This is a genomic window from Selenomonadales bacterium 4137-cl, assembly GCA_032334055.1.
In the GTDB taxonomy this organism is placed as follows: Bacteria; Bacillota; Negativicutes; order Sporomusales; family UBA7701; genus Anaeroselena; species Anaeroselena agilis.
Genome location: JAUOZS010000001.1, coordinates 4,014,306 through 4,038,331 on the forward strand (window position 1 = coordinate 4,014,306; position 24,026 = coordinate 4,038,331).

26 protein-coding genes are annotated in these 24,026 nt (G+C 62.3%); 20 read left to right on the forward strand and 6 right to left on the reverse strand.

All coding sequences use genetic code 11. From position 1 onward, the window contains the following. The first annotated feature begins 41 nt into the window (after positions 1-41). Positions 42-932: a proline iminopeptidase-family hydrolase gene (locus tag Q4T40_20560; protein ID MDT8903626.1), complete on the forward strand. Its 891-nt coding sequence runs from the start codon at positions 42-44 to the stop codon at positions 930-932. Between the two features lie 52 nt (positions 933-984). On the opposite strand, the gene Q4T40_20565 is transcribed toward Q4T40_20560, so the two are convergent. Next, a complete protein-coding gene (locus Q4T40_20565; protein MDT8903627.1) occupies positions 985-1,602 on the reverse strand; it encodes a DUF3298 and DUF4163 domain-containing protein in 618 nt (205 codons plus the stop codon). Positions 1,603-1,856: 254 nt separating this feature from the next. On the opposite strand from Q4T40_20565, the gene Q4T40_20570 reads away from it, so the two are divergent. Beyond that, on the forward strand, positions 1,857-2,693 hold the full coding sequence (locus Q4T40_20570) for a transketolase (GenBank protein ID MDT8903628.1): 837 nt from the start codon (positions 1,857-1,859) through the stop codon (positions 2,691-2,693). Then, positions 2,690-3,634 (forward strand): transketolase family protein, encoded by a 945-nt coding sequence (locus tag Q4T40_20575; protein ID MDT8903629.1) that lies wholly within the window; start codon positions 2,690-2,692, stop codon positions 3,632-3,634. The genes Q4T40_20570 and Q4T40_20575 overlap by 4 nt, the downstream gene beginning before the upstream one ends. 98 nt (positions 3,635-3,732) lie before the next feature. Here the strand turns inward: Q4T40_20575 and Q4T40_20580 are convergent, their stop codons facing one another. The 3 genes from Q4T40_20580 to Q4T40_20590 all read right to left on the reverse strand — a co-directional run bounded on the left by Q4T40_20580 (position 3,733) and on the right by Q4T40_20590 (position 4,945). Continuing rightward, positions 3,733-4,332, reverse strand: a complete 600-nt coding sequence (locus tag Q4T40_20580) for a hypothetical protein (protein ID MDT8903630.1) — start codon at positions 4,330-4,332, stop codon at positions 3,733-3,735. After that, positions 4,329-4,559 (reverse strand): helix-turn-helix transcriptional regulator, encoded by a 231-nt coding sequence (locus tag Q4T40_20585; GenBank protein ID MDT8903631.1) that lies wholly within the window; start codon positions 4,557-4,559, stop codon positions 4,329-4,331. The genes Q4T40_20580 and Q4T40_20585 overlap by 4 nt, the downstream gene beginning before the upstream one ends. Positions 4,560-4,717: 158 nt before the next feature. After that, complete coding sequence (locus Q4T40_20590) at positions 4,718-4,945, reverse strand: zinc ribbon domain-containing protein (protein MDT8903632.1); 228 nt, start codon at positions 4,943-4,945, stop codon at positions 4,718-4,720. A gap of 213 nt (positions 4,946-5,158) precedes the next feature. Between Q4T40_20590 and Q4T40_20595 the strand changes: the two genes are divergently transcribed. The 6 genes from Q4T40_20595 to Q4T40_20620 all read left to right on the forward strand — a co-directional run bounded on the left by Q4T40_20595 (position 5,159) and on the right by Q4T40_20620 (position 10,114). Next, entirely contained in the window at positions 5,159-5,710 is a 552-nt protein-coding gene (locus Q4T40_20595) for a 2-oxoacid:acceptor oxidoreductase family protein (GenBank protein ID MDT8903633.1), read from the forward strand. Continuing rightward, complete coding sequence (locus tag Q4T40_20600) at positions 5,703-6,011, forward strand: 4Fe-4S binding protein (protein ID MDT8903634.1); 309 nt, start codon at positions 5,703-5,705, stop codon at positions 6,009-6,011. Before Q4T40_20595 ends, Q4T40_20600 begins: the two co-directional genes overlap by 8 nt. Further along, positions 6,004-7,212, forward strand: coding sequence for a hypothetical protein (locus Q4T40_20605; protein ID MDT8903635.1), 1,209 nt, complete (start codon positions 6,004-6,006; stop codon positions 7,210-7,212). Before Q4T40_20600 ends, Q4T40_20605 begins: the two co-directional genes overlap by 8 nt. Beyond that, complete coding sequence (locus Q4T40_20610) at positions 7,209-8,093, forward strand: thiamine pyrophosphate-dependent enzyme (GenBank protein MDT8903636.1); 885 nt, start codon at positions 7,209-7,211, stop codon at positions 8,091-8,093. Before Q4T40_20605 ends, Q4T40_20610 begins: the two co-directional genes overlap by 4 nt. A gap of 25 nt (positions 8,094-8,118) precedes the next feature. Next, complete coding sequence (locus Q4T40_20615) at positions 8,119-9,555, forward strand: 4-hydroxyphenylacetate 3-hydroxylase family protein (GenBank protein ID MDT8903637.1); 1,437 nt, start codon at positions 8,119-8,121, stop codon at positions 9,553-9,555. Between the two features lie 166 nt (positions 9,556-9,721). Next, on the forward strand, positions 9,722-10,114 hold the full coding sequence (locus tag Q4T40_20620; GenBank protein MDT8903638.1) for a hemerythrin family protein: 393 nt from the start codon (positions 9,722-9,724) through the stop codon (positions 10,112-10,114). Between the two features lie 55 nt (positions 10,115-10,169). Here the strand turns inward: Q4T40_20620 and Q4T40_20625 are convergent, their stop codons facing one another. Next, complete coding sequence (locus Q4T40_20625) at positions 10,170-10,745, reverse strand: flavodoxin family protein (protein MDT8903639.1); 576 nt, start codon at positions 10,743-10,745, stop codon at positions 10,170-10,172. Positions 10,746-11,119: 374 nt separating this feature from the next. On the opposite strand from Q4T40_20625, the gene panB (Q4T40_20630) reads away from it, so the two are divergent. The 11 genes from panB (Q4T40_20630) (at position 11,120) to Q4T40_20680 (ending at position 23,084) form a co-directional block, all read left to right on the forward strand. Beyond that, positions 11,120-11,935, forward strand: a complete 816-nt coding sequence (gene panB, locus Q4T40_20630; GenBank protein MDT8903640.1) for a 3-methyl-2-oxobutanoate hydroxymethyltransferase — start codon at positions 11,120-11,122, stop codon at positions 11,933-11,935. A 42-nt stretch (positions 11,936-11,977) separates the two neighbouring features. After that, entirely contained in the window at positions 11,978-12,835 is an 858-nt protein-coding gene (gene panB, locus Q4T40_20635; GenBank protein ID MDT8903641.1) for a 3-methyl-2-oxobutanoate hydroxymethyltransferase, read from the forward strand. 20 nt (positions 12,836-12,855) lie between these two features. Continuing rightward, positions 12,856-13,707: a bifunctional methylenetetrahydrofolate dehydrogenase/methenyltetrahydrofolate cyclohydrolase FolD gene (folD, locus tag Q4T40_20640; protein ID MDT8903642.1), complete on the forward strand. Its 852-nt coding sequence runs from the start codon at positions 12,856-12,858 to the stop codon at positions 13,705-13,707. Between the two features lie 18 nt (positions 13,708-13,725). After that, complete coding sequence (locus Q4T40_20645) at positions 13,726-15,393, forward strand: formate--tetrahydrofolate ligase (protein MDT8903643.1); 1,668 nt, start codon at positions 13,726-13,728, stop codon at positions 15,391-15,393. A gap of 145 nt (positions 15,394-15,538) precedes the next feature. Then, on the forward strand, positions 15,539-15,739 hold the full coding sequence (locus Q4T40_20650) for a hypothetical protein (GenBank protein ID MDT8903644.1): 201 nt from the start codon (positions 15,539-15,541) through the stop codon (positions 15,737-15,739). A 165-nt stretch (positions 15,740-15,904) separates the two neighbouring features. After that, entirely contained in the window at positions 15,905-17,617 is a 1,713-nt protein-coding gene (locus Q4T40_20655) for an FAD-binding protein (GenBank protein MDT8903645.1), read from the forward strand. Further along, a complete protein-coding gene (locus Q4T40_20660; GenBank protein MDT8903646.1) occupies positions 17,617-18,564 on the forward strand; it encodes a succinate dehydrogenase/fumarate reductase iron-sulfur subunit in 948 nt (315 codons plus the stop codon). The genes Q4T40_20655 and Q4T40_20660 overlap by 1 nt, the downstream gene beginning before the upstream one ends. Then, positions 18,564-19,436 carry a CoB--CoM heterodisulfide reductase iron-sulfur subunit B family protein gene (locus Q4T40_20665; GenBank protein MDT8903647.1) on the forward strand — a complete coding sequence of 291 codons (873 nt, stop codon included), beginning with the start codon at positions 18,564-18,566 and terminating at the stop codon, positions 19,434-19,436. The genes Q4T40_20660 and Q4T40_20665 overlap by 1 nt, the downstream gene beginning before the upstream one ends. A 277-nt stretch (positions 19,437-19,713) precedes the next feature. Next, complete coding sequence (locus Q4T40_20670) at positions 19,714-20,823, forward strand: citrate/2-methylcitrate synthase (protein ID MDT8903648.1); 1,110 nt, start codon at positions 19,714-19,716, stop codon at positions 20,821-20,823. 97 nt (positions 20,824-20,920) lie between these two features. After that, positions 20,921-22,489 carry an IS1182 family transposase gene (locus Q4T40_20675; GenBank protein ID MDT8903649.1) on the forward strand — a complete coding sequence of 523 codons (1,569 nt, stop codon included), beginning with the start codon at positions 20,921-20,923 and terminating at the stop codon, positions 22,487-22,489. A 217-nt stretch (positions 22,490-22,706) separates the two neighbouring features. Next, entirely contained in the window at positions 22,707-23,084 is a 378-nt protein-coding gene (locus Q4T40_20680; GenBank protein ID MDT8903650.1) for a RidA family protein, read from the forward strand. A 49-nt stretch (positions 23,085-23,133) separates the two neighbouring features. Here the strand turns inward: Q4T40_20680 and Q4T40_20685 are convergent, their stop codons facing one another. Beyond that, complete coding sequence (locus Q4T40_20685) at positions 23,134-23,817, reverse strand: GntR family transcriptional regulator (protein MDT8903651.1); 684 nt, start codon at positions 23,815-23,817, stop codon at positions 23,134-23,136. Between the last annotated feature and the right edge of the window lie 209 nt (positions 23,818-24,026).

Genomic DNA, 24,026 nt, shown 5'->3' on the forward strand with positions numbered 1-24,026 from the left:
CCGGCGACTGTAAATTATGCTGCAGGGAGGCATGACAGGAGATGGCAGTGATGGCGAAGGCGGAGGGGATGATAGCTGTTCGCGGCGGCAGGGTGTGGTATCGTATCGAAGGCCGGGATAAGGCGGGCGTGCCGGTGCTGATCGTGCATGGCGGGCCGGGGGCGCCCCACGATTATCTAGAATCGCTGGCCGCTTTGGCCGACGAGCGTCCGGTGGTGTTTTACGACCAACTGGGCTGCGGCAACTCCGACCACCCGGACGACCCGACGCTGTGGACGACGGGCAGGTTCGTGGCGGAACTGGCGGCGGTGCGGGCGGCGCTCGGCCTGGAGGAATTGCATATCCTCGGCCAGTCGTGGGGCACGATGCTGGCGGTCGAGTATATGCTGGCCGAAAAACCCCGCGGGGTACGCAGTCTGGTCCTGACAGCCCCGTTTCTGAGCGCTCCCCGCTGGATAGCCGACCAGCGGGCCTATCTGGCCGCGATGCCGGCCGAGGTGCGGCGGGCGGTGGCGGAGGCGGAGGCAAAAGGCGATTACGAGTCGCCCGCGTACCAGGAGGCGGTGACGGCGTTCTACAAAAGGCACCTATGCGTGCTCGACCCGTGGCCGGAAGCGATGGAGCGGGCGTTCGCGAAGATGGGGATACCGGTCTATCTCAGCATGTTCGGGCCGAGCGAGTTTACCGCCACCGGCTGCCTCAAGGAGGTCGACCTGGTCGGCCGCCTGAAGGAGATAACCGTGCCGGCGCTGTTTACCTGCGGCAGCCTGGATGAGGCGACACCGGCGGCGACCGAGCTTTATCACCGCGCGCTGCCGGGGTCGGAGCTGGCGGTGTTCGCGGACGCCGCCCACCAGCATCACCTCGAAAAGCCGGACGAATACCTGGCGACGGTGCGCGGTTTCCTGGCGCGCGCGGAGGGTCGGGGATAAGCAAAAAAAGAGTTGGACACGGTCCAACTCTTTTTGGGTAGATGGGGTATTATCACCGGCCGTTAAAAGGTAGGGGGAATTCGAGGATGCCGTAAACATACGCCGCCAGTTCGTAGAGCTGAAAGAAGACGACGGGCCGGCCGTCGGCCGCCAGGTAGAAATCGGGGTTTTCTCCGATGCCGTCGAAAGTCTGCAGCAGGGGGATGTCGCGCTTTTTGAGCTGGGCGGCGATGGCGGCGTCGATTTTTGCGCGGCCGCCGCCGGCGTAGGGGACGAGGTCGGTCAGGCGGTATTCGCGGCCGGTGGCGAGGTCGAAGGTGAGGCCGCGCATGTAGGTCATGCCGTGGGCGCCGCCGCTGTACAGATAGAAGGTCATGGTGAGGCTGAGCAGGCCGTCGCCGTTGTGCCTGACTTCGTATCTGGCCATGGCGACTTCAGCGTCAAGGTGGCGGAATTCGGCGACCCGCCGGCCGATGGCGGCGTTGATGGTGTCCTGGGCGGCGGCGTCGGGCAGGCCGACGACCCGTGGGTATTGGAAGTCCAGTACGCCGTCGTGGAGGGTCTGGGTGACGACGATGGCCGCGGCGGGCTGGGCCGCCGCCGGGGTGGGCGCTGCCGCCATCAGGGCGAGCAGGGTGATTCCGAGGACCAGTTTGGCGAGCGTTTTCACGGGTGCGACACCTCTTTCCGACGACTGGGGTTGCGGGACAAAGCCGTGCTTATACTATCAGTATACCACACCGGCGCTTAATGAAGGGCGCGGACCGCGAATAAGCCGTATCGCCTCCGGCGGGCTCGACGACATTGGCGCGCAAGGAATAAGCGGGCGTGGATTGCCGGGCGGGGCGGCAGGAATAAGCGGGCGAAGGCGAGAAATGAAAGGCACTGATGGAAAGGTATTATTCTGGGCAGGGGGGTCGGATTGTGAACAGGCATTGTATCGATTCGCTGGCCACGGTCGGGCGCGAGGTGCGGGCCGACATCGTCCGGATGACGGCGGCGGCGGGCTCGGGCCATCCGGGCGGCAGTCTGTCGGCGGTGGAGCTGCTGACGGCGCTTTATTTCAAGGTTATGCGTCACCGGCCGACGGAGCCGAAGTGGCCCGGACGGGACCGCTTCATATTGTCCAAGGGGCACGCCTGTCCGCTGCTGTATTCGGTGATGGCGCGGAGCGGCTATCTGCCGGTCGAGGAGCTGACGTCGCTGCGGAAGTTCGGCAGTTGCCTGCAGGGGCATCCGAGTTGTCTGGCGCTGCCGGCTTTAGAGGTGTCGAGCGGCTCGCTCGGCCAAGGGCTGTCGATCGCCAACGGGCTGGCGCTGGCGGCGAAGATGAACGGGCAGGAGTTCAGGGTATACTGCCTGATGGGCGACGGTGAGCTGCAGGAGGGCCAGGTGTGGGAGGCGGCGATGTCGTCCGCCCACTACAAGCTGGACAACGTGTGCGCGATCGTGGATTACAACGGCCTGCAGATCGACGGCGACGTGGAGAAGGTGATGGGCTTGGCGCCGCTGGCCGAAAAGTGGCGGGCGTTCAACTGGCATGTCGTCGAGATCGACGGCCACGATTACGCCCAGGTGCTGGACGCCTACGAGGAGGCGGCGAGGACCGGGGGCATGCCGACGGTCATCATCGCCAGGACGGTGAAGGGCAAGGGCGTTTCCTTCATGGAGAACGCCGCCGGCTGGCACGGCAAAGCGCCGGGCGAGGATGAGCTGAAGCGGGCGCTGGACGAAATATACGGGAAGGGGCTGGGACAATGAGCGACAAGATGCTGCCGACCAGGGACGGCTACGGCCACGGGCTGGTCGAGCTTGGGGCCGTCAACCCGGAGGTGGTGGTGCTGGACGCCGACCTGGCCAAATCCACCCGCTCGGACTGGTTCGCCGCCAAGTACCCGGACCGGTTTTTCGACATGGGCATCGCCGAGCAGGATATGGTGGGCACGGCGGCCGGGCTGGCGCTGGGCGGAAAAATCCCGTTCGCGACGACGTACGGCGTGTTCCTGGCCGGGCGGGCCTGGGACCAGATCAGGACGACGGTCTGCTACGCCAATCTCAACGTGAAGATCGCCGGCAACCACGGCGGCATTTCGGTGGGGGCGGACGGCGCGACCCACCAGGCGCTGGAGGATATCGCCCTGATGCGGGTGTTGCCGAATATGAGGGTGATCGTGCCCTGCGACGCGGTGGAGGCGAAGAAGGCGACGTTAGCCGCTGCGGCGGTGCACGGGCCGTGCTTCCTGCGCTTCGCCCGCGAGGCGACGCCGGTTTTCACGGCCGAGGGCGACGGGTTCGAGATCGGCAAAGCGATAACTCTCAGGGAAGGAACGGACGCTACGATTATCGCCTGCGGGCCGATCGTGTACGAGGCGCTGCTCGCCCATGAGACGCTGAAGGCCAAGGGAATAAGCGCGCGGGTGGTCAACATGCATACCGTCAAGCCGCTGGACGAGGCGGCCGTGCTGAAGGCCGCCGCCGAGACAGGGGCGATCGTGACCGCCGAGGAACACCAGATCTACGGAGGTCTAGGCGGCGCTGTGGCCGAGGCGCTGGTGCGGCACATGCCTGTGCCGGTGGCGATGGTGGGCGTCCGCGACACGTTCGGCGAGTCGGGCACGCCCGAGGAACTGGCGGCCCGCTACGGACTGACGGCCACGGATATTGTCGCCGCCGTCGTCGAGGCGCTGGAGCGAAAGCAATAAAAACGGGAGCCAGGTTTAAAAACCTGGCTCCCGTTTTTTGCCGGAGTGGCTATAAGACTGTGCAGGAGGCGGGGTTGCACCAAGCCCGTGCTCCAATTCTATTTCATCAGCCGCCGCATCGAATAGTTGTACGCGGCGATCTGCCATATTATCAGGCCGGCGATGACGGCCGAGCCGGAAACGGGCAGGCCGGTGTAGGCGACGACGGTTTTACCCGGCTCGGGCTGTTCGGGACGGGAGTCGGCGGTAAGGGAGAACGCGGCGCCGATGGTGAGGGTCTTGTTTTTGCCGTTGACGGCCTGTTCGGGCGGCAGGGTGGAGACCGACAGGCGGAGGCAGGACAGGAAGAAGAGGACGAGCAGGACGGCGAGCGTCGTCAGCATGGTCGTTTTGGCGGCCTTGCCGGTAAGCAGGGCTTCGCGTTCGTCGCGCTCCCTGATGAAGGTGAGCCGGGAGAGGACTTTTTCGCGGAACTCCCCGGAGGCGACCAGACGGATGAGCAGGTAAACGGCCAGCAGCAGCCAGAGACCGAAAATAAGGCCGATGACCGGGTTGCTGTAATGGAAGGGGGCCTCTGTGACGCGTCCGGCTGCGTCTATGTACCGCCAGCCTTGCGCGGCGGCCAGGACGGCAAGGCCGACGATCAGCGGCAGGCCGTAGAGCAAGAGTTTCAGGATAACCGAGTCCAATCTGTTCATGCTTTTTCCTCCTCGACGGAAAAGATGCTGTTGATGTCGGCGTTGAAAAAACGGGCGATGCGGAAGGCGAGCTCCAGAGACGGGTTGTAGCCGCCGCCCTCGATGGCGACAATGGTTGCCCGCGTCACGCCGATTTCCCTGGCGAGCTGCTCCTGGGTGAGCCGGCGTTCGGCCCGGAATACGTGCAGGCGGTTGACGATTTTGAGCTGGGGAAGGGGTTTGGTCACAGTTGCCACCACCCAATGATTTTTACAGTTTTAATGTATAGTAAAATTGACTAAATGTCAAGTTTGTTTTACAAGAAAAAAATGTAAAAAATAAGAGACCAGTCTCCGGTTGAGACTGGTCTTAGAAGTGCGGGTTGATAACTTGCCGGCGGGGTCGCTCAGTGGCAGCCGCCGCAGCAGCCGCCGCAGGGTCCCTGGTGGTTGGGCATGGCGCAGGCCGGGGCGGAGCCTGCGGCCATTTTAGCCGGCGATGTCACGGAAAGCTGTTTTTTTAAGGCGTCCGCACCGCAGGCGGGGCAGGGCGCGCCGGCGCTTTCGGCCCCCATTTTCTGCAGCAGCTCCACCTTTTTGCCGCATTTTTCACAGGAATATTCGTAGATGGGCATAGCTTTTCTCTCCTATCTGCTATGGGGTGGGATGTGTGATGATAATATAGTTCCACGCCCCCCGGGATTATTCCTGTTGCCGTGCAACCGGCAAGCGGGAAGGGCAGTCGTTTTGCGTTTGCCCGATTGACAGCGAAAACGCTCAGGCGGTAAAATTAAATGAAAACATTTTTCATATCGTGGAAATTGCCTTGTCGGAAAGAGGGGAGAGCAATGAAGGAGATAAGGTGGCACGGGCGCGGCGGACAGGGCGGGTTTACGGCCGCGCGTCTGCTGGGGATGGCCGCATCGCTGTCCGCGGATTATTACGTCCAGGCCTTCCCGTCGTTCGGCCCCGAGCGCCGGGGCGCGCCGGTGCTGGCATTCACCCGCATCGACACCAGGCCGATCCACGACCACAGCAAGGTGTACGGGTGCGATTACGTGGTGGTGCTAGACGAGAGCCTGCTGGAGGTCGTGGACGTGTTCGAGGGACTCAAGCCGGGGGGGACGGTGCTGATCAACTCCAGCCGCGGCGCCGAGGCTTTCGCGGGCGGGGGCCGGCTGATACATACCATCGACGCCACGGGGATCGCGCTGGCCGTGCTGGGGCAGCCGGTGACGAGCACGCCGATGTTCGGGGCGTTCGTGGGTGCGACCGGGCTGGTGGCGCTGCCGGCGGCGCTGGCGGCGGTCGAGGAGATGCTGCCGCCCGACAGCCGGGTGCAGAACCGCGAGGTTGTGGAGTGGGCCTATAACGAGCTCAGGAGGAAGGCCGATGCCTAAACCGACAGTGAGCGTTTTTCAGTATCCGCGGACGAGGGAGGAGATGCCCCGCGGCCCGTACGCCAAGGCGGGGGTGCTGGTGGAGGCCAACGCGGGCTGGCGGGTTTTCCGCCCGGTCATCCAGACGGCCAGGTGCCGGAAGTGCCAGCAGTGCTGGCTGCTCTGCCCCGACGGGGCGATCGACCGCACGGGCGAGTGTTATACCGTCGACTATAATTTCTGCAAGGGCTGCGGGCTGTGCGCGACCGAGTGCCCGGCGAAGGCGATCGCGATGGTGAAGGAGGGCGCAAAGGGTGAGTAACGATACGCTGACGGCGCGGCGCGCCTTCATGTCCGCCAACGATGCCGTGTCCTACGGGGTGCGGCTGTGCCGGCCCGAGGTCATCGCGGCCTATCCGATCACGCCGCAGACGTCGGTGGTGGAGAAGCTGTCGGAGTTCATCGCCGGCGGCGAGATGGACTGCCAGTTCATCAATGTGGAGAGCGAGCACAGCGCGATGGCAGCGGTGATGGGGGCGGCGATGATGGGCTGCCGAACGTTCACGGCCTCGTCGTCACAGGGGCTGCTGTACATGTGCGAGATGCTGCATTATGTGAGCGGCAGCCGGTTTCCGATCGTGATGATGAACGCCAACCGCACGGTGGCGGCGCCGTGGAATATTTTCGGCGACCACCGCGATTCGCTGGCGATGCGCGACGCCGGCTGGCTGCAGGTGTATGTGGAGAACGGCCAGGAGGCGCTCGACGCGGTTATCCAGGCGTACAAGGTGGCCGAGGACCCGGCTGTGAGGACGCCGGTTATGGTGTGCCTGGACGGGTTCGTACTTACCCATACTTATGAGGTAGTGAGCATCCCCGGCCAGCGGGAGGTGGACGCCTTTCTGCCGCCTTTCGTCCCGGGCGAAAACGTCCTCGACCTTGCTAATCCGCGCAGCTTGTGCATTTCCGTCGCCCCCGAGTGGCAGACGGAGTTCCGCCACCAGCAACAGGAGGCGATGGCGGCGGCCAGGCGGGCGATCGCCGGGGCGGACGGTGATTTCGCGGGTGTCTTCGGCCGGCGCTGGGGCGGCATGGTTGAGGAGTACCGTTGCGAGGACGCCGAGTATGTGCTGATGGGCCTGGGGAGCGTTATGGGGACGACGCGGCTCGTCGTCGACAAGCTGCGGGAGGAAGGGCTCAAGGTAGGGCTGGTAAAGGTCCGCTACTTCCGGCCGTTTCCAAATGAGGAGATCGCCGCTCTGGGGCGGCGGGTGAAGGGGATCGGGGTTATCGACCGCGACGTGTCGTTCGGCAACGCGGGGGCGCTGTACACCGAGGCGAAGGCCGCGCTTTACAGCGCCGGCGACGCCAGCCCGCACACGGTGAATTTCATCGCCGGGCTGTCCGGGCGGGATATAACCAAGGAGCATCTGGAGACGATGTACCGCAAGGTGATCGCCCTGACGGAGGGCAAGGCCGAGCGGGAGATACAATTCGCGGGATTGAGGTGGGAAGAGTGGTGAAGGTGAAGGATTTATCCGACAGCGAGCTGCTGTATGGTCACAAGGCCTGCCCGGGCTGCGCCGCCGGCACGGTCGCCCGCCTGATCCTCAAGGTGACGGGGGAGCGGACCTTCCTCGCCTACCCGGCGAGTTGCCTGTCGACGGTGACGAGCATTTACCCGCAGATGGCCTTTAGCGTGCCGTCGTTCACGGCGCCGTTCCCGGCGACGGGGGCGGTGCTGTCGGGGATGGCGGCGGCGGTCAAGGCGAAGAAGCTGCAGGATGTGACGGTGCTGGGCATCGCCGGCGACGGCGGCACGGCCGATATCGGCCTGCAGGCGCTGTCGGGGGTGGTCGAGCGCGGCGACAGGATTTTTTACGTGTGCTATGACAACGAGGCGTATATGAACACCGGCGTGCAGCGCAGCAGCCTGACGCCTTTCGGGGCGGCGACGACCACTTCGCCGGTGGCGGGGTCCTCGGCGGGCAAGCGGGGCGTAAAGAAGAACCTGTTCGAGATCCTTGTCGCCCACCGCATCCCGTACTGCGCGACCGCCAGCATCGCCCACACCGCCGATTTTCTGAACAAGGTGGAAAAGGCCAAGAATACCGACGGGCCGTCGTTCATCCACGTGCTGGCCCCCTGCCCGACAGGCTGGGGCTTCCCGTCCGACCAGACGATGGCGGTCGGGCGCCTGGCGGTGGAGACGGGGCTGTGGTTCCTGGCCGAGTACGAGCAGGGCCGGGTGAAGATGAACAGCGTCCCGAGGAACTTCAGGCCGGTGGAGGAGTACCTGGGGCTGCAGAAACGGTTCAGGCACCTCGGGCCGGCGGAGCGGAAGCTGATCGAAGGCCAGCGCGACCGCGAGTGGGCCGATATGCGTGAGAAGTGGGGCTTTTGAAATATTTCGGGAGAGGTGATTGAACATGATGACCAAGGAGCAGTATTTCGACAGCCTGCGGCGGCTGAAGCCGGTGATATACTGCAACGGACGCAGGATCGAAAGCGTGGTCGACGACCCGATGACGCGGCCGCATGTCAACTCGGCGGGCAAGACGTACGAGCTGGCGTTCGATCCGCAGTACGAGGACCTGATGACAGCCACTTCCAGTCTGACCGGCAGGAAGATCAACCGCTTCACCCACCTCCACCAGAGTACCGACGATCTGGTGAAGAAGGTGAAGATGCTGCGGATGATCGGCCAGCAGACGGGGACGTGTTTTCAGCGGTGCGTGGGCTTCGACGCCCTCAACGCCACCTTTATCGTCACCCACAAGGTCGACAAGGAGTGCGGCACCGAGTACCACAAGCGGTTTATAGAGTACATGAAGTATGTCCAGGATAACGACCTGATGGTCGCCGGCTCGATGACCGACGTGAAGGGCGACCGCAGCAAGAAGCCCGGCCAGCAGGCCGACCCCGACCTGTACGTGCATATCGTCGAGAAGCGCCAGGACGGTATCGTCATCCGCGGCGCCAAGGCCCACCAGACGGGGATGGTGAACTCGCACGAGCTGCTGGTGCTGCCGACGACCAACCTGGGGGCGGGTGACAAGGATTACGCGGTGGCCTGCGCCCTGCCGGTGGACGCGCCGGGGGTGGTGCATATCTTCGGCCGCCAGACGAATGGCGAGCGTCGCCTGGAGGGCGACATCGACACCGGCAACGCGGAGTTCGCCATCGTCGGCGGCGAGACGCTGACAGTGCTGAACGACGTGTTCGTGCCGTGGGAGCGGGTGTTCATGTGCGGCGAGCACCAGTTCGCGCAGGAGTACGTGGAGACGTTCGCGTCGTATCACCGCCAGAACTACGGCGGCTGCAAGGTGGGGGTGGCGGACGTCATCATCGGCGCGACGGCGGCGATGGCCGATTACAACGGCACGCCGAACGCCTCCCATATCAAGGATAAGCTGATCGAGATGATCCACCAGGCGGAGACGATGTACAACTGCTCGATCGCCTGCTCGGCCGAGGGCCACAGGACGGAGGCAGGCAACTACTATGTCAACACGCTGCTGGCCAATACCGTCAAGCTGAACTGCACGCGGACGATGTACGAGATCTCGCGCCTGGCCCACGATATCGCCGGCGGCTTCATCGCCACGCTGCCGTACGAGGCCGATTACCGGGCGGAGGAGACGGGTCCGCTGATCGAGAAGTATTTCGCCGCCAACCCGGCGGTGCCGACCGAGCACCGGATACGGATGGCGCGGCTGCTGGAGAACATGACCGGCGGCACGGCGTTGGCCGAGGCTATGCACGGTGCCGGTTCGCCCCAGGCGATGCGGGTGATGCTGTACCGCGAGGCTAATCTGGAGCATAAGAAGGGCCTGGCCCGGAAGCTGGCGAAAATCCAGGCGTGACGTTGACGAAGACCCGCCGATGGGCGGGTTTTTGTCCGGCTAAAAGTGATAATAATTATTTAATAATAATTTTACTAAAATAAACGCGAATTATGCAGGGGAAAGCGTACTTATGTAGAAAAAGGAAAAATAAAACAATCTGTGTTTAACCAAGGGAGGAATACGGATGATCAAATGGCGGGACGAATACAACACCGGGGTGGAGAATCTCGACGCCCAACACAGGCGGCTGTTCGAGATCGCGAACGAGGCTTACGGGTTGTTGAGGGACGAGCTGCGGGTGGACAAGTATGACGACATCGTCGCTATTCTGGACGAGTTGCGCGAATACACCAAGTACCATTTTCAGACCGAGGAAGATTATATGTTGAGCATCGGCTACAAGAAATTCCTGTCCCACAAGGCCGAGCACGCCGAGTTTATCGCCAAGATCGAGGCTGTTGATCTTGACAAGGTCGACGCCAGCCAGGACGAGTACCTGCGGGTGACGCTCGATTTCGTCTGCACCTGGATCACCGAGCATATTCTCGGGCGGGACAAGCTTTACGCAACGCCCTGAGCCGTGTAGGAAGGGCAATAATCAAGAAGCCGCCAGGCAGTCTGGCGGCTTTTTGTCACCCATATAATCTTTTCAGCAGCCAGGCCATGTTTTCGCCGAGATTCTTCATGTTGGCGATGCCCTCAGAGTCCTCGCTCACTTCGCCGATGTTGCGGCCGTATCCGATATTCCAGTAGGTCGAACCGACGAGGTGCATTTCCTTGCTGTGAAGGAAGTGGGTGAGGGTGTCGAAGGCGCCGACCGCGCCGCCGCGCCGGGCGGCTACCACCGCGGCTCCGACCTTGTGGCGGAAGAGGCCTTTGTTGGCTGCCAGCACCATGCTGGCCCGGTCGATTAGGGCTTTGATCTGCGCGGAAGCGCCGGCGGCGTAGACGGGGGAGCCGAGAATTATTCCCTCGGCGGCCGCCATTTTGGCGAAGCAGTCATTGAAGAAGTCGCCCGTGATCGCGCAGCGGGCGTTTTTTTGCGTCAGGCAGGCGCAGCAGGCGGTGCAGCCTTCGAGGGGCCGGCCGGCGAGCTCGATCAGCTCGGTTTCGATGCCCCGGGCGTGAAGCTCGGCGAATACTGTTTTGAGCAGGAGCGCCGTATTGCCGTCTTTGCGGGGGCTGCCGTTGATGCCGATGACTTTCATAGTGCCTCATCTCCCGTTTCGCATGTGCCGTATTCCGTTGCGCGGCGAAAAGCCGCTTTAAAAGAGGTGTTCGCCCGGGGCGGGAGATATCCTTCCGCCGGACCGCGACGACGGGCGCTTTTTTGGGGACCGGCGTCACCGGCGCAGGATATATTTATCATGTTCCCGGGAGGAGGACTTGCCGGGGAGAAGGTATTCGGCCGGCGAGCACGAAATTTCCTTTGTATGGCAAAGCCGCCGTTTCAGGCGCAGCCATGGCGGATACCGCCCATCGCCGGGAGGTATGCTATGGCTGGCGGATGTCGGGGGAGGCCGGCAGGCGGCGTGGCCGTAAAGCGGAATTGAGGAGGAGTGCTTGCGTGACCAAGTCGAAAATGACCATCCCCCAAGTCCGGCAGTATAAAGAGCAAGGCAGAAAAATCAAGATGATCGTCGCCTATGATTATCCGTTCGCGGCGCTTATCGACAAGTCGGACGCCGATATGATCCTTGTCGGCGATTCGCTGGGGATGGTGGTGCTCGGCTACGATACGACTGTCCCGGTCAATATGGAGGAGATAATTTATCATCTTCGCGCGGTGAGGAGGGCGGCCAGGAATACGATGGTTGTCGCCGATATGCCGTTCATGTCGTATATCAATGTGGATGAGGCGATCCGCAACGCCGGCCGCCTGATGAAGGAGGGGGCCGACTGCGTCAAGCTGGAGGGCGGCCTGCCGATGGTGGATAAGGTGAAGGGGATCGTCGACGCCGGCATCCCGGTTATGGCCCATATCGGCCTGACGCCGCAGACGGTGTCGATGCTGGGCGGCTTCAAGGTGCAGGGCAAGGACGCCGCGTCGGCCGAGCGGATGCTGCTGGAGGCCAGGGAACTCGAGGGAGCGGGGGCGTTCGCCGTTTTGCTGGAATGCGTGCCGGCGCCGCTGGCCAGGCTGATAACGGCTAAGCTGAGCGCCGCGACGATCGGCACCGGCGCGGGCGCCGACGTGGACGGGCACTGCCTGAACGCCTATGATCTGACGGGGATCTTCGACCGGTTCGTGCCCAAGTTCGTCAAGCCGTATGCCCAGGTAGGGACGCAGATGCTGGACGCTTTCAACGCCTACTGCCGGGAAATCGACAGCGGCGGGTTTCCGGAGGAGAAGCATTGTTTCACGATGAAGGAAGAAGACTTGAAGAGGTTGTACTAAAATATAATATAGATTGCAAGCAAAAGTGAGGAGGAAACGAAAATGGCGAAGAAGACTATCCTCGATTTCCAGAGCATGGTGAGCAAGGGTGAGAAGATCGTTTATCTGACCGCTTACGATTATCTTACCGCCAAGATGCAGGAGCGGGCCGGCGTGGACATGATCCTGGTCGGCGATTCTCTGGGCATGGTTTCCCTCGGCTATGACACCACTTTTCCGGTGACGATGAACGACATGATCCGCCACTGCCAGGCGGTTCGCCGCGGTGCGCCCAATACCTTCGTGGTCGGCGACATGCCTTATATGTCGTACCAGGTATCCGACGAGGCCGCGATAGCCAACGCCGGGCGCTTCATCCAGGAGGCCGGGGCGGACTGCGTCAAGCTGGAGGGCGGCGGACCCCGCATTTTAAGCCGCATCCGGGCGATCAACGAAGCGGGCGTCCTCGTAATGGGCCATATCGGTCTCACTCCCCAGTTCATGGGACAGATCGGCGGCTACAAGGCCCAGGGACGGTCGGCTCAGGCGGCGATGAGCCTCATAAAGCAGGCCCAGCTTATCGAGGAGGCCGGAGCGTGCAGCATCCTGGTGGAAGGCGTGCCCACCGCGGTCGGTAAGGCGATCGCCGAGCGGGCCGGGATTCCTATCCTCGGCATCGGGGCCGGGTCCGGCACTCACGGCCAGTTGCTTATTTACGCCGATATGGTCGGCATGTACGACAACTTTACCCCGAAGTTCGTGAAGAAATACGCCAATGTAGGCGAAGTGCTCACCGGCGCGTTCGCCGAGTATGTCAAAGAGGTGCGGGAAAACAAATTCCCGGTGGACGCCGAGCATACGTACAAGATGCCGGAAGAGGAAATCGCCGCGCTGGCCAAACTGCTGGCCGAGAAGGAATAAGGCCTAAAAGGGGGATGAAGATGGCCAGGATTATCGACGGCAATGCCGTCGCCGCGCGCATCAGGGAAGAAGTTAAGGCCGGGCTAGCCGGGCTGAAGGCCGATTTCGGCGTGACGCCCGGGCTGACGGTGGTTATCGTCGGCGAGGACCCGGCCTCGAAGGTATATGTGAGCCGCAAGCACAAGGCGTGCGAGGAGCTGGGCATAAAATCGGCGGTAATCAGGCTGCCGGCCGATATCGACGAGGAGGCTCTCGGCGCCGCGGTCGACAGCCTGAACGACGACCCGGCCGTGCACGGCATTCTTGTGCAGCTGCCCCTGCCGAAGCACATCGACGCCGAGAAGGTGCTCGACCGCATCAGGCCGGATAAGGACGTGGATGGCTTCCACCCTCTTAATGTCGGCAGACTTGCCATCGGCCGCGAGGCGCTCGTGCCCTGCACGCCCCACGGCGTTATCAGGATGCTGGAGCTGGAGGGCATTCAGATCGCCGGCAAGCGGGCCGTTGTGATCGGCCGCAGCAACATCGTCGGCAAGCCGATGGCCAACCTGCTGCTGGCCAGGAACGCCACTGTGACTGTCTGCCATTCCCGTACCCCCGACCTGCCGGCGGTTACCCGCCAGGCTGAGATCCTTGTGGCCGCCATCGGCAAGCCGGGGTTCGTGACCGCGGACATGGTGGCCCCCGGCGCGGTCGTGATCGATGTCGGCATCAACAGGGTGGGCGACAAGCTGGTAGGCGATGTTGATTTCGAGCGGGTGAAGGAGGTCGCGGCGGCGATAACCCCGGTGCCGGGCGGCGTCGGTCCGCTGACGATCGCGATGCTGCTCCACAATACGGTAAAAGCGGCGCGCCTGCAGCTTACGAAGTAGAGGAGGATGGATCGTTAGATGAAAAGCGACGTGGAAATAGCCCAGGAAGCGAACATGAAACCAATCGCCCAGGTGGCGGCCGAACTCGGCCTGACCGACGACGACCTCGAACTTTACGGCAAATACAAGGCGAAAGTCTCGCTCGCGGCGTGGGAAAAGCTCAAAGACCGCCCCGATGGCAAACTGATCCTTGTCAGCGCCATAAACCCCACACCCGCCGGCGAAGGCAAGACGACCAACACCGTCGGCATCGGCGACGCATTAAGGCGCCTGGGCAAGAAAGTCGTCATCGCCCTGCGCGAACCGTCGCTCGGCCCGTGCTTCGGCGTCAAAGGCGGCGCGGCCGGCGGCGGCTACGCCCAGGTGGTGCCGATGGAGGACATCAACCTCCACTTCACCGGCGACATCCACGCCGTCACCACCGCCCACAACCTGCTGGCGGCGGTGCTCGACAACCACCTTCACCACGGCAACGAGCTTAATATCGACCCCCGGCGCATCACCTGGCGGCGGGTCATGGACCTCAACGAACGGGCCCTTAGGAACATCGTCCTCGGCCTGGGCGGCAAAGCCAACGGCGTGCCGCGCGAAGGCGGCTTCGACATCTCGGTGGCCTCGGAAATGATGGCCATCCTCTGCCTGGCGTCCGACCTCGAAGACATGAAACGGCGCATCAGCCGCATCATCGTCGCCTACACCTATGACGGCAAACCGGTCACCGTCGCCGACCTCAAGGTGGCGGGGGCGCTGACCCTGCTTTTCAAGGACGCCATCAAACCCAACCTCGTACAGACGCTGGAAAACACCCCCGCCTTCATCCACGGCGGCCCGTTCGCCAACATCGCCCATGGCTGCAACAGCGTCATGGCGTCGAAATTCGCCCTCAAGCTGGCCGACATCCTCGTGACTGAGGCCGGCTTCGGCGCCGATCTGGGAGCCGAGAAATTCATCGACATCAAGTGCCGGTTCGCCGGCCTCAAGCCTGACGCCGTCGTGCTCGTAACCACGGTGCGGGCGCTCAAGTCGCACGGCGGGGTGGCCAAAGCCGACCTTGGGCGGGAGAACATGGCCGCCCTGGAAAAAGGGCTGGCCAACCTGACCAAGCATATCGAAAACGTCGGCAAATTCGGCCTGCCGGCGGTGGTGGCGATCAACGCCTTCCCGACCGACACGCCGGCCGAACTGGCCTTCGTGGAGGAAAAGTGCGCCGCCCTGGGGGCCGAAGTGGCCCTGTCGGAGGTGTGGGCCAAGGGAGGCGCCGGCGGCGAGGCTCTGGCGCAGAAGCTGCTGGCGGCGATCGAGAAGCCGAACAAGTTCCGCTTCCTCTACGACGAGAAGCTGCCGATCAAGAACAAGATCGATATAATCGCCCGCGAGGTTTACGGGGCCGACGGCGTGAACTACACGCCGGCCGCCGACAAGACCATCCAGGAGCTGACCGCGATGGGGTTCGACAAGACGCCGGTCTGCATGGCGAAGACGCAGTATTCTTTAAGCGACGACGCCGCCAAGCTCGGCCGGCCGGCCGGGTTTACGGTGACTGTCCGCGAGGTGCGGGTGGCGGCAGGGTCAGGTTTCCTGGTGGCGATCACCGGCGAGATCATGACGATGCCCGGCCTGCCGAAGAAGCCGGCCGCCGAGGCGATGGACATCGACAACAGCGGCAAAATTGTCGGTCTGTTCTAAAAGCGGTCAGTGCGCGCGAAACCCCGCCGAAGGCGGGGTTTTTGACTGTTTTGCATACAGGGGGCTTGGCGCACGAATTCCCTTGATTAGGGTTCTGCGGTGTGATAATGTGTAGTTAAGCAAGCTCTTTAGTGGGGTGGAAAACGTGACGCAGAGCCTGGGAAATCCCGACAAGTTTAAAATGATGTTGTCCGGGTCGGTTGTGGCGGCCGCGATGTATTGCTATGTCGATTTTGTCCTCGGCGTCGGCGACGTGTACCCGGAGATGCTCCAGGACGAGATCATGACCGGCCTGTTGGGATTGGGGCTGGCGCTGGTCTGGTACCGATTCCGGGGCCGGCGGTAGCCTGAGGGTAAATCCGACGAAAAAGCCCGCTTGTTAGCGGGTTTTTCTTATGCCCATATAAGATTGTGAAAAAAATATCAAAAACTGCGCCGCCAGGCGTGCCGGCGGCAGGGAGTGGACGGACGGCAGGCGAATTCCTGAGGTATAACGGAAACGAGGTGAAGTATGCAGACATTTGATGTGTTAGTCATCGGCAGCGGCGGCGCCGGGATGCGGGCGGCGCTGGAGGCGGGCGCCCGCGGCGGCCTGGCGGTGGGGCTGATGACCAAGATGTTTCCGACCCGTTCGGCTACGGGCATGGCCCAGGGGGGGATAAACGGCTTCCTTGGAAATGCCGACCCGACCGATAGCGTGGCAAAGCATGTTTTCGATACGGTAAAGGGCAGCGATTATCTCGGCGATCAGGACGCGATTGCGTTTTTCTGCGGACAGGCGGCGGCCGCGATCAGGGAGATCGATTACTATGGGGTGCCGTTTTCCCGCGACGGCGACGGAAGAATCGCCCAGCGGAATTTCGGCGGCCAGTCCGCGCCGCGGACCTGTTTTTCGGCCGACAAGACGGGCCACGTCATCCTCCACACACTGTACGAGCAGTGCCTGAAGCACGGGGTGAAGATGCTGACCGACCGGCTATTGCTGGACCTGGCGGTGGACGATGACGGGTTGTGCGGCGCGGTGGCGCTCGATATCAGGACCGGCCAGGTTGTGCCGGTCAGGGCTAAGGCGGTGGTGATCGCCACCGGCGGGGCGGGTCGGATGTACTGGTCGCGGACGACCAACCCGTTCGCGTCGACGGCCGACGGCATGGCGGCCTGCTTCAGGGCGGGCATCCCGCTTAAGGACCCCGAGATGGTGCAGTTTCACCCCACCGGCCTGGCCGGAACGGGGATTTTGATGTCGGAGGCTTCCCGCGCCGAGGGGGGATACCTTTACAATAACGCGGGCGAGCGGTTCATGGCCCGCTACGCGCCCGAGAAGATGGAGCTGGCGACCCGCGATCTGGTCTCCCAGGCGATTGAGACGGAGATCAGAGAGGGGCGCGGCTTCGGAACGGGGCTGAGCGCTTATGTGCTGCTTGATCTCAGGCATCTGGGGCGGGAGAAGATTCTCGAGCGTCTGCCGGGCATCCGCGATCTGGCGATGACCTTTGAACGGGTCGATCCGGTCGAGGCGCCGATCCCCATCAGGCCGAGCTGCCACTATACGATGGGCGGTGTGGATGTGACTGATTTCCGCACCGGCGGCACGGCCCTCGCCGGCCTGTTCGCCGCCGGCGAGGCGGCGTGCGTGTCTGTTCACGGCGCCAACCGGCTGGGCGGCAATTCGCTTGCCGATATCATGGTGTTCGGCAAATGCGCGGGGGCCGGCGCGGCCGACTATGCGCTGGGCAGGGACCGGAAGGCCGGCGACGGCGCGCTCGCGGCCAAGGCGGCCGAGTGGGAGGAGCGACTGGCGGCGGCGATGGCCCGCGACGACGGGCCGGCGGTGGCGTCGATTCGCGACCGGCTGGCGGAGGCGATGTGGAACAAGGTCGGCATTTTCCGCCGCGGCGGCGAGATGAAAGAGGCGGCGGCGGCTATCGACGGGCTGACGGAGGAGTACGCGCGGTGCGCCGTCGGCGACGACAGCCGGGTGTTCAACACGGCGCTGGTGAATTACGTGGAGCTCGGCAACCTGCTGGCGATGGCCAAGGCGGCGGTGCTGGGGGCGTTAAACCGCACCGAGAGCCGGGGCTGCCACCTGCGCGAGGATTACCCGGCCCGCGATGACGCCAATTTCCTCAAACATACCCTCGTCACCCTGGCGGGGACCCGATACGAACTGTCTTACCGGCCGGTGGTTGTGACCGATTACCAGCCGGCGGAACGGAGGTACTGATGGAACAGGTTGTTTACCGGATACGCCGCTTCGATGGCCGGAAGGAGTTCTGGCAGGAATACCGCTTCGCGCATGAGGCGAACAAGACGGTGCTGTGGGGGCTGCTGAAGATCAAGGAGACGGTCGATCCGTCGCTGGCGTTCGTGGCCGCGTGCCGTTCGGCGGTGTGCGGGGCGTGCGCGGTGCGGGTGAACGGCGAGGCGATGCTGGCGTGCGAGACGCCGCTCGACGCTCTGCTGGAGCGCTTCGGCGCGACGCTGGTTCTTGAGCCGCTCGGCAACTTTCCGGTGATCCGCGACCTGGTGGTTGACTGGGAGCCCAAAGCGGCCAGGCTGGCGGAGGCCAAGCCGTGGCTGGTGCCGCGGGAGGAGTTTTCGGCGGAGGCGGGCTGCCGCCAGTCGCAGGCCGAGTTCAGAAGGATTAACGCGCAGACCAACTGCATCCTCTGCGGGGCGTGCGCGTCGGAGTGCAACAAGCTGACCACGGGGGACGACGATTTTTACGAGCCGTTTGTCTATACCAAGGCCGGCAAGTTCGTCGCCGATTCGCGCGACGGGGCGGCCGCCGACCATCTGCGCCCGGTGCTGGCGCGCGGGCTGTGGAAGTGCGTCCACTGCCAGGAGTGCGTGACCAAGTGCCCCAAACGGGTGGCGCCGGCGGAGGATATCGCCGCGCTGCGCCGCGCGTCGATCAGGCTGGGATTGGCCGACAACCAGGGAACGCGGCATGCGCGGGCGTTCGCCGGGGATATCACGAAGACCGGCCGGCTTAATGAAACGACGATGGCGGTCAAGACGGACGGGCTGCTTAAATCGGCCACCCGCCTGCCGTTCGCGCTGCGGCTCCTGAGGCGCGGCAAGCTGAATCCGTTCCACTTCCCGGCCCCGGTCGAGGGCATCGACGGTGTCCGCGCGATCGTGAAGGCTGCCAAGGAGGCGAAAGAATGATGCGGTACGCATTTTTCCCCGGCTGCGTGCTGGACGGGGCGGCGTCCGAGGCCAGAGAGGCGACGGTGAAGGTCGCGCGCGCCCTGGATATTGAGCTTGTGGAGTTGCCCGGCTGGACGTGTTGCGGGGCTTCGCACGCCCAGGATGTGGACGAGCTGGCGGCGCTGGCGGTCAACGCCCGCAACCTGGCGTTGGCCGAAAGACTCGGGCTGCCGCTTTTAACGGCCTGCAGCACCTGCACGTTGATGCTCCGCAAAGCGAAGGCCGCCCTCGACGGCGGGCTGAAGGATAAGGTCAATAAACTGTTGGCGGCGGCCGGGATTAGCTACGCGGGGACGGCGACGGTCACCCATCTGCTGTGGGCGCTGGTCGGCGACTACGGCCTCGACCGGCTGCGGGCCAGGGCGACCAGGCCGCTCGCCGGCCTGAAGGTGGCGGGCTATTATGGCTGCCATATCCTCAGGCCGCCGCAGGTGATGGATTTCGAGGACCACGCCCGGCCGCGGTCGCTGGCGGCGCTGATCGCCGCTCTGGGCGCCGAACCGGTGGAATTGGCTTCCGCCCGCCGCTGCTGCGGTTTTCACGCCGTTTTTCCCGCCGAGCGGGACGCGTTCAAGATGACGGGCGCGATTAACGCCGACGCGCTCGCCGCCGGCGCCGACTGCGTCGTTACGCCCTGTCCGCTGTGCCAGATGCAGCTCGATATGCGTCAGCGGGAGGGAAAGGCGGCGACCGGGACGGCGGGGGACATGCCTGTCCTGCATCTTGCCCAACTCGTCGGCCTGGCGCTGGGGATGACAGGCGGCGAGCTGGGGCTGGGGCGGCATGTGACGCCTGCGGACCACTTGGCCGCGAAGGTTGGCGGGCGGTAGGAAAACAAGTATTTCACGGGGCGCAGCCCGGTATCGGCCGGACTGCGCTCTTAATTTTGGGCAGTTGCATTTATTTTTAATACTGTTGTTTATATATGGTGTACTAAAATATACATTTTCGTACGGTGGGGAGGCAAAGAGAAAAATATACGCTGCTATTTACAAATAGTGCTTGCATTTCGGGCGGGGAGCAATTATAATCAAAAATCATACGCGGTATTAACGTATACATGTATTTTAAAAAACATGAGTTATGCGGGGAAGGCGGTTGGTAAAGATGGCCGGTTTGGCGGATATTATCGCGTGCGATTCTACCATCTGTTCCATTGAGGACGGGGTGCTGAGATACCGGGGCTACGCAATCGAGGAGTTGGCCGAGCACGCTTCGTTCGAGGAAGTGATTTATCTGCTGTGGTACGGGCGGCTGCCCAACTGCCATGAGCTCAAGGCGCTCAAGCAGGATCTGGCCGAGAACGCAGCGTTGCCGCCGAGGATCTACGACCTGCTGCGCATGTACGCGCCGTGGGGCAACGCGATGGCCAAGCTGCGGACCTGCCTGTCGTTCCTGACCCACTTCGACGACGAGGTTATGGACCATTCCTTCGCCGCCGACCATCGTAAGGCGGTGCGCATCATGGCGAGGATGGCGGCTATCGTGGCTGCCATCGAACGCATCCGCAGCGGCAGGGAGCCGGTTGATCCGGCGACCATCCGCACCCAGAGCCTGGCGGAGCTGTTTCTGTGGCTGCTGGCGGGCGAGAAGCCGGAGCCGGTCGCCGTCAAGGCGATGGATAAATGCCTCGTTCTGCACGCCGAGCACGAGCTTAACGCGTCCACTTTCGCCGCCCGCGTGACGGTATCCACCATGTCGGATACTTATTCGGGGATGGTGTCGGCCATCGGGACGCTCAAGGGGGCCCTCCACGGCAACGCCAACGAGCAGGTGGCTCTTATGCTGGAGGAGATCGGCGATGTCGACCGGGTGGAGGCATATATCGACGGGAAGATTGCCGACGGCGGGCTTATTATGGGCTTTGGCCACCGGGTATACAAGAACGGCGACCCGCGGGCCAGAGTGCTGAAGGAGCTGGCGCGGGAACTGGGCGAGTGGCGGCAGGACACCCGCTGGTACGACATGGCGGTGAAGGTGGCCGGGCTGGTGCGGGAAAAGAAGGGGCTGCTGCCCAACGTGGATTTTTATTCGGCGGTGGTTTATACCTATCTCGGCATCCCCCGCGATCTGTTCACGCTCGTGTTCGCCATCAGCCGCACGAGCGGCTGGCTGGCCCACATCATGGAGCAGCACGAGAACAACCGTCTTATCAGGCCCCGAGCCAATTACACCGGCAAGGGCGCCGGGACTTGGCTGCCGCTGGCGGACCGCTAGGAGTGTGTTGCAAAACCCATTGAAATCAAACCGGAGATTCCCTTGAAACCAGGGAAATCAAGGCCTGACGGCGAATTTACCTGTAGAGGTGAACGCCGTGTTAGGAAGCCAAGATAAACAGACCAGCTTATTGGATTTAGAAGCGTGGCTGGATGGTCCGCTGGTCGATCCCGATAGCATTTACGGACTGTTTGCCCGGTGGGGCGAGCGCCTCATCCGGGAAGAAGACTTTGCCGACCTGTACAGTGCCGTTGGCCGGCCTTCGGTTTCTCCGGCTCTGCTGTCGAAAGTGCTGTTGTTGATGTATCATGACAACGTTTCGGATCGGGAAGCGGAACAGCGCGCCCGCTATGACCTGCGCTGGAAAAAAGCGCTGGGTCTGGGCCTGAACGAAACGGGCTTCGACCATACGGCCCTGTGCCGGTTTCGTACCCGGCTGCTGCTCAATAAGCAACAGAAGCTGGTTTTTGAACGATTTGTCCGCCTCGCCAAAGAAACGGGGATCTTGAAGGACCGGGGACTGCAGATTCTTGACTCCACCCAGGTGCTGGGAGCGGGCGCTCTCCAGGACACCTACACCTTAATTAAAAAGGCCATCCAGAAGATGTTCGCCGTAAGCAGTCATGCCGGCGGTACGGCACGGGACCGGTTGAACGCCCTTTCTTTGTCCTTGGATTACAGCCAAAACGGCAAGGAGAAGATCCGGTGGGATGATGCTGAAGCCAGAACCCAGCTCCTCCGCCAGTTGGTCGGCGACGGTCGCGCCATCTTGGATGCGCTCAAGGGGGCCGAATTGACGGCGGACGAAAAGACGGCCATGGAACTCCTGGGTAATGTCACCGAGCAGGATATTGTCACCGATGACACCGGTATCCATCTCAAACAGGGCGTGGCTCCTGACCGCATTCTTTCGGTAACGGACCCGGACATGAGGCACGGACACAAAACCTCAAGCGGCAGGTTCAACGGCCATAAGAGCCAGATTCTCATGGACGAAGCCAGTGAACTTATTACCGGCATCGATATCACTGCCGGAAACCGGCCGGATGGCGAGTCGGTCGATCCCTTGTTGGCGGGAACCCTCGTCAAGCCTGGCAAGCTGCTCGGGGATACCGCGTACGGCACACTCGAAGCCCGCGATCAGATGGCTAAACATCAAGTAACGCCGGTGGCGCCGCTGCCAGGGGCTCACGCCCCGAAGAAACGGTTTGGCAAACAGGACTTTACCATCGATTTTGGGCAAGGAATCTGCTGGTGTCCGGCGGGAGAAATCACGGCCACGGTCCGGCATCGCAAGGGCGGCATTGATGTGTTTGTTTTCCCCAAAGCGACCTGCAACCGTTGTAAGTTCCGGGACCAGTGCACCCGTCACGGCAAGGGAAAGACGATTGAGCTGCATTCGCAGGAAGAGCGGCGGCGGGAGATTCTGGCCGAGATGGCCACAGAAGAATTCCGAACGCTGTACGTGAAGCGGGCCAAGGTGGAGCGAAAAGTGGCGCACCTGATTCGCAAAGGAATGCGTCAAGCCAGATATATAGGCAGAACCAAAACGCTCCTTCAGGTCGCGTTTACCGCAGCAGTGGTGAATATCAAACGGCTCTATACACTTACCCGGGACCAAGTCTGCCCATCGGTCGGGCTCCCAGCGGTCCTGGTGGGTCAGTAAGGGCCATAGGGGATAGAATCAAACGTTATTCTTTCCGGCATATCCCTAAATTGAGGTGACGGGCCGCCTTTTTAACCATGATGGGTACTCAATGGCCACAGTATACAGGGGTTTCGAAACACTCTCCTAGAAAGCCGCGGCGCGGCAAAGGATTTTACGGCTCTGACGGAGAAGAGGTAGCAACGCGGACAGATTCTCTGAGAGGAGCCAGATGATGATGAAGACAATTGTAGCGACCGACCAAGCGCCACAAGCGATCGGACCGTATTCCCAAGCGGTGAAGGCCAACGGATTCCTGTTCCTGTCCGGGCAGGTTCCCCTCGACCCCGTTACGGGGCAGTTGGTTTACGGTGGGGTGGCCATGCAGACCCGCCAGTCACTCTCGAACCTCCAGGCCGTTTTGGCCAAGGAAGGGCTGACGCTGGCCAATGTCGTCAAGACGACGGTGTTTTTGCAGGACATGAACGACTTTGCCGAGATGAACAAGGTGTATGCTGAGTTCTTCCCGTCCGAGCCGCCGGCCCGCTCGACCGTCCAGGTAGCCCGATTGCCCAAGGACGCGCTGGTGGAAATCGAGGCCGTGGCCGCGTATTAAGGCAACAAGAAAGCCGTCATCCCGGATTCGGGTGACGGCTTTTTGGTTACTAATCGTTTGCAGGTTCGAGCGCCAGGTGGCCCCTTATATTCATGTAAGCCTGGCGGACGTGTTCGGTGAGCGCCTTTTCCGCGCCGGCCGCGTCCCTGGCCTCGAAGGCTTCGAGGATGGCGTGGTGCTCCGCCAGGGTGTGGGGCAGGCGGTTCTCTATGCCGAGGGATTTGAGGCGGGCCATCTGGACGTATTGGTGGAGGTTGTGGAGGGTCAGGTAGAGTATCTTGCTGCCGGCCGCCTCGTAAATCATCTGGTGGAATTTGTTGTCCAGCTCGGCGATTTCCTCGACATCGTTCTTATGGGCGTAAAATTCCATCAGCTCGTAGGTTTTCTGAAGCTCCTTGAGTTCGGCGGAGGTGAGGCGTTCGGCCGCCCAGCGGGCCGCGAGACCTTCGACAAGCTGGCGGATGGCGTAGATGTCTTCGACATCCTGGTGGGATATGCCGAGGACGATTGCCCCCTTTTTTGTGGTGGTTTCGACAAGACCTTCCATTTCCAGCAGGCGTATGGCTTCGCGAATCGGGGTGCGGCTGACGCCGAGTTCCTCGGCCAGCTTGGATTCGAGCAGCGTTTCGCCCGGGCCATAGGAGCCGTTGATTATTTGCGATTTGATGTATTTAAATACTTTGTTGCGCAAAGACGCATCGCTGGCGGGGGAAAATTCCGATTCCCGTGACATTGCGCTCCCTCCTCGCGGCTGTTGACCATGTATATTTTATTATACCATTTTCCTGCGCACAAGCCCAGGAAACATCAAATTTTTCAACGCCTGGCGGCCTGTGGAGGTCGATCGGGCGTGTGGAGCGGACAAAAACAAATGTATTTTTCACACGAACATATGTAACAATTTAAGTAATGAAATATTTTTTTGTGAAAACCTCTAGCATT